At 69.8% G+C, this 2944-nt stretch carries 4 protein-coding genes and 2 pseudogenes; 4 read left to right on the top strand and 2 right to left on the bottom strand.

What is annotated here, in order from left to right; all coding sequences use genetic code 11:
- Positions 1-102: pseudogene (locus tag ABZ135_RS38635) on the bottom strand (MerR family transcriptional regulator); the annotation flags it as partial.
- A 768-nt stretch (positions 103-870) separates the two neighbouring features.
- Between ABZ135_RS38635 and ABZ135_RS38630 the strand changes: the two are divergent.
- From ABZ135_RS38630 to ABZ135_RS38620, 3 genes are all read left to right on the top strand, one after another.
- Positions 871-1074, top strand: a complete 204-nt coding sequence (locus tag ABZ135_RS38630) for a cold-shock protein (protein ID WP_352077061.1) — start codon at positions 871-873, stop codon at positions 1072-1074.
- A gap of 217 nt (positions 1075-1291) precedes the next feature.
- Positions 1292-1606: a CBS domain-containing protein gene (locus ABZ135_RS38625; RefSeq protein ID WP_356703079.1), complete on the top strand. Its 315-nt coding sequence runs from the start codon at positions 1292-1294 to the stop codon at positions 1604-1606.
- Entirely contained in the window at positions 1570-1944 is a 375-nt protein-coding gene (locus tag ABZ135_RS38620) for an SCO5918 family protein (RefSeq protein WP_356703077.1), read from the top strand. Before ABZ135_RS38625 ends, ABZ135_RS38620 begins: the two co-directional genes overlap by 37 nt.
- Before the next feature lie 217 nt (positions 1945-2161).
- Here ABZ135_RS38620 and ABZ135_RS38615 read toward each other — a convergent pair whose 3' ends face one another.
- Positions 2162-2521, bottom strand: a complete 360-nt coding sequence (locus tag ABZ135_RS38615) for a hypothetical protein (protein WP_356703075.1) — start codon at positions 2519-2521, stop codon at positions 2162-2164.
- A 327-nt stretch (positions 2522-2848) separates the two neighbouring features.
- On the opposite strand from ABZ135_RS38615, the pseudogene ABZ135_RS38610 reads away from it, so the two are divergent.
- Positions 2849-2944, top strand: a pseudogene (locus ABZ135_RS38610) (MerR family transcriptional regulator); the annotation flags it as partial.

The following is a 2944-nucleotide window of genomic DNA, read 5'->3' as shown; positions in this document are numbered from 1 at the left end:
GGCGGGGGTCGTACCGAGCATCTCGGCGGCCCGGCCCATCGTGTAGGCGGGGTAGTCGTCGTCGTCGAGGTTGTCGGCGGGGCGCGAACTGCCAGGGGGCATAGACCTCTTCTTTCGGGAACGCGTCGGGGGGCCCGGGTGCCGTGACGGCACCCGGGCCCCGAGTTTTCAACACCATCTGCCGGCCGACTGCGCCGGCTTTCTCATGTCCGCGGGTCGCGCCCGGGAGGGCGGGACTGCGGGGATCGCGGATGCGTGACCGGGGACCACCTTCCCATCGGGGCCTGCGGTACCCGGGCGGACTGCTTCCTCGCCCGGGCGATCCTGACGGTGTCGACTCCTTACCTTCGGTTACTTCTTCGTACTGCCACTGCGGGTACTGCGGGTACTGCTCGCACGGCAGTTCGTCTCTGCCGTGCCCACATGACTTCTTGGGGTACGACAACAACGGTAGGACAGAGACGGGCGAATGTCTACCTTCGCCATGACAGTTTTTCTGGTCGCCCGACTAGCAGCTTTCTGCCCCACGCGCATCCCGGGACCGTCCTCCCGGGGCTCCGGGCCGGACGCCACCGCCCGGCAGCCCCGGCGGCGGCCGCGACCTCCGCCACGGCCGCCACCCGCCGCCGCGCGCGGTATCTGCGACGGCGAAAGGAGGATTTACGGAGCCGCTCGGTAAGGCTTTTTACCGCGCGAAAAGAGCGGCGCAATTTCGCCCGCGCCGGCCACCGCGGCGTGCTAGCCTCGGAATCAGTTGCAGTTGTGGTTCCCGAAAAACTTGTGGTCCGGTTATCTCCGGCGGGGCAATCATCACGCGACACGGCATCCACGCGGTGTGGATACCGAAGAGCCCCCAAAGGGAGATATGACATGGCTACTGGCACCGTGAAGTGGTTCAACGCGGAAAAGGGCTTCGGCTTCATCGAGCAGGACGGCGGCGGCCCGGACGTCTTCGCCCACTACTCGAACATCGCCGCCCAGGGCTTCCGCGAGCTGCAGGAGGGCCAGAAGGTGAACTTCGACATCGCGCAGGGCCAGAAGGGCCCGACGGCCGAGAACATCGTCTCCGCCTGACGCTGACGCGCATTCGTAGCTGGGGCCCGCATCCTTCGGGGTGCGGGCCCCAGCTACACGTCTTTTCCGTCGCGACTTCCCCGCCCGCGGCCGGCTCCCGCCGCCGCCCGGCGCATCGGATTTCATGCACCCATCGACCGCGTCCCGGAATAAGACACGCCGCTCGCTGCTCACCGCGGGAATTCCTTGAGGTGCGCCGTACCGAGGAAGGCCCCGCATGAACAGCACGCCCACGACCGAAACCGACGCCGCCCCCGACGAGCCCGGCCCCCATGTGTGGGACGACATGACCGTCGAGGTGGCCCTCGCGGTCCTGAGCAGCGCCCGCGCCCGGCACCTGGTCGTCCGCGACGACGACGGCCGGCGCACCGGTCTGGTCACCCGGGCCCAGCTCACCGGCTTCCGGGCCAGTGCCGCGTACACCGATCGGGTGCGACTGCGCACCCTTCTCACCCATCCGTCGAGCCCGCTCCCCGTCTCCCTTCTGGAGGTCCCATGCGCTGCGTCATCGCACGTTTCCCGTTCGAGCTGACGAAGAACGACGTCCTGGAGACGATGAAGGGCGTCAAGCCCGAACCCGTCACCGGCGAGTCGATCGTCATCGGACGCCGTGAGTACCCCGCCAAGCAGGTCGGCGCGGTCATCACCCGCCAGGACCGCCGTGACTTCACCGCCGGCGAGGTCGTCCGGGCGATGACCCGGCTCGGCTTCACCTGCCGCACCCAGCAGGAGGCGCCCCGCCCGGCCGCCGCCGCCGGCCTCAGCCCGGTCGAGCGGGCGTCCGCGCTGCTCGGCACGCACGGCGCGGACGGTGCGGACGGCGCCCAGAGCGCCCACGGCACGTACGGCAGCACGTCGACGGCGGTCTGACCGGCACGGAGAGACGCGGACGCCGCCCGTACGTCACCCGTACGGCACAGGGCGCGTCACCTCGTACGACACGGGCGCACGTCGCCTCGTACGGCACCGGCGCACGTCACGGCGTACGCCATCTCGTACGCCACCTCGTACGACGCAAGGGAAGGGCCCGACCGGTGCGCACCGGTCGGGCCCTTCCCTTGTGTCGTCCGTGTCGTTCCGGCTCCGGTCACTGATCGGAGTAGCTGAAGTCCCCCACCGTCCAGGCGCTGACATCCGCGATCGACACGCGGTACATCCCGCCCGTCTCCGGGATACCGACCGTGCCCTGGATGATCCGGGCGACGTGGAAGTGCAGATGGGTCGGCGGCCCGTCCTCGCCGGACGGCTTCTCGAAGACACCGGCGAATTCGCGCAGCCGGGTCGAGTCGTTCAGGACCTCCGTCACCCGCTGCCGCCACACCGCTTCGGGGGCCAGGCGCCCCGTGATGACGGCCCCGCCCGTGATCACGGTCAGGGACATCTGATTGCTCTGCCCGGACTCGACCTTGGCGGCGATGTCCACGAGCAGTTCGTCAGGCTTCGACATGAGAGTCGATTGTATTCACCTGACCGGCCGCCCGTCATGACCGGGCGCATCGGCGGCCCCTCCGGCGACACGGGCCCCGCTACGACGCGGGACGCGCTACCACCCCCGGCGCCCCGCGCATTACCCTCGGTGAATGCGCCGGGACCGCCGGCGCCCGCACCGGAAGGTTCGATGGAGAGGTCCCCGAGGTCCCGAGCCGCTTCAGGCACCGCCAGGGCGACGGGGCCGCTACCGGCGCGTGGCGCTGTGCCGAGGCCGCCATCAGTGCGCAGTACCTCTTCGGGGCCCCACGACGCGTCCTCCGACGCGTCCTCCAGAGAGGTGAGAATGACAGCAGACGATCCGCTCGGCCGTCTCGACGACGACGACTACCCCGCCTACACGATGGGCCGGGCCGCCGAGATGCTCGGTACGACCCCGGGG

It is taken from the genome of Streptomyces sp. NPDC006339 (assembly GCF_040612775.1).
In the GTDB taxonomy this organism is placed as follows: domain Bacteria; phylum Actinomycetota; class Actinomycetes; order Streptomycetales; family Streptomycetaceae; genus Streptomyces.
Note: the sequence above shows the minus strand (reverse complement) of the source record. Positions and strands in the feature narration are given on the sequence as shown.

Excerpts from the sequence above, each read along its gene's own strand:
- ABZ135_RS38630 (WP_352077061.1), top strand. The coding sequence starts at position 871 with ATGGCTACTGGCACCGTGAAGTGGTTCAACGCGGAAAAGGGCTTCGGC.
- ABZ135_RS38625 (WP_356703079.1), top strand. The coding sequence starts at position 1,292 with ATGAACAGCACGCCCACGACCGAAACCGACGCCGCCCCCGACGAGCCC.
- ABZ135_RS38620 (WP_356703077.1), top strand. The coding sequence starts at position 1,570 with ATGCGCTGCGTCATCGCACGTTTCCCGTTCGAGCTGACGAAGAACGAC.
- ABZ135_RS38615 (WP_356703075.1), bottom strand. The coding sequence starts at position 2,521 with ATGTCGAAGCCTGACGAACTGCTCGTGGACATCGCCGCCAAGGTCGAG.